Source organism: Herbiconiux daphne (assembly GCF_024979295.1).
In the GTDB taxonomy this organism is placed as follows: domain Bacteria; phylum Actinomycetota; class Actinomycetes; order Actinomycetales; family Microbacteriaceae; genus Herbiconiux; species Herbiconiux daphnes.
Window position 1 is genome coordinate 1 of record NZ_JANLCJ010000102.1, and the last position, 1,308, is coordinate 1,308.

2 protein-coding genes are annotated in these 1,308 nt (G+C 45.1%); both read left to right on the forward strand.

Going from position 1 to position 1,308, the window contains the following annotated elements:
• Positions 1 to 204 precede the first annotated feature (204 nt).
• Entirely contained in the window at positions 205 to 594 is a 390-nt protein-coding gene (locus N1032_RS23285; protein WP_259542725.1) for a hypothetical protein, read from the forward strand.
• 225 nt (positions 595 to 819) lie between these two features.
• A complete protein-coding gene (locus N1032_RS23290) occupies positions 820 to 1,197 on the forward strand; it encodes a hypothetical protein (RefSeq protein WP_259542726.1) in 378 nt (125 codons plus the stop codon).
• Positions 1,198 to 1,308: the final 111 nt, after the last annotated feature.

The following is a 1,308-nucleotide window of genomic DNA, read 5'->3' on the forward strand; positions in this document are numbered from 1 at the left end:
ATGGCTTGTCCGGCTGGTACTCATCCGCATGGTGGCACTGGTAGCCATCACGCTGGGGGCTACTGCTCCTAACGAGTATATTGGTGAGTGTAGGAGTTTGCCTCGAAGTCTGGGGCATTTTTTTACTTGCCGAGAGTAATCATCAAGGCCATTCATTGAGTGGCCTTTATTGTTTATTCACTTCAACTGTTAAGGAACAAAGTTATGAAAAAGTATTTTATCGCTGCGGCTCTTGCTATCTGTGCTTTCGCTTCTTACGCTAATGCTGCGTCGGATGAAGCTTACAAACTGGTAGATCATGTGTCTGTTGTAGTTGCTAAGCAATTCATCAGTTCTCAGAATCTGCCGGACAACCCCAATCAACGTGAGAAAGCTTTCAAGGCTGCTCAGTTGGTGCTCACTGGTGCTTACAACATGGGCTATAATGGCGCTAACGACGGTAAAACAGAAGCCGTTGTGAAGCGTGAATTGTACGCATCGGTTGAGAAAGGTTTCGCTGGTGCTTCGGTAGATGATCAGTTCATCTCTTTCATCGAAGCTCGTGCTTGGGAAGTAGCCCGTTTAGGCTATGCCGAAGCTAAAGCTGGCCTGTAAGACTTAAACTCAAGCTCATCTATATGATGGGCTTTATGATTAGTTCTACAACAACGGAGACGTAGTGTGGATCAGGATGATCTAAAATGTGGAGAGCTTCTTTTAACTTTAGAAAACAAAAGATCTTGGTAGGTCATTTTAAAGATAAACAAGAGGCCATTAATAAACTAAGAAAGAGACGCGAAGAACTCGCTGGAACTTTCTGTAATCACGGAAATTAATATTATGAAGAGATACCACGTTCTTGGTGTTACTTTACTGGCTGGCTTTATCCTCGGTGCTTCGATTCCTGCTCACGCTATCGATGCTAAATTCCGTGCTAAACTGGAACACTCCGGTTGCACTCAGGTTACTGAGGCTAACGGTACTTGTGACCCTAACAAGACCAAAGCTCAGAATCGCAAAGCTCAGCGTCCTACCACTCGTCTGGACAAAGCCGCCAGCGAAGCTGAATCTGTTATCAACACTCCAATCAGTTCAGCGGCTGAACGTCTGCTCCAGTTGGGTTGGAAGCCTAATAATGGTCAGTGGTACAAAAATGGCCACATCCTTCGTCTGGTTGTAGAAGATGATGTGATTGTTAACGCACAATTGGTGAAATAATGAAAAAGATTCTCCTTGCTGTAGCTATAGCTGCGGCTTCAATGTCAGCATTCGCTGGTCAGAACACAGCATCGATTGGTGGTGCTATCACCACTCTGTCTGGTGTTAGTG

Bases quoted from the DNA above. Each gene is read 5' to 3' on its own strand.
- N1032_RS23290 (WP_259542726.1), top strand. From the start codon at position 820: ATGAAGAGATACCACGTTCTTGGTGTTACTTTACTGGCTGGCTTTATC.
- N1032_RS23285 (WP_259542725.1), top strand. From the start codon at position 205: ATGAAAAAGTATTTTATCGCTGCGGCTCTTGCTATCTGTGCTTTCGCT.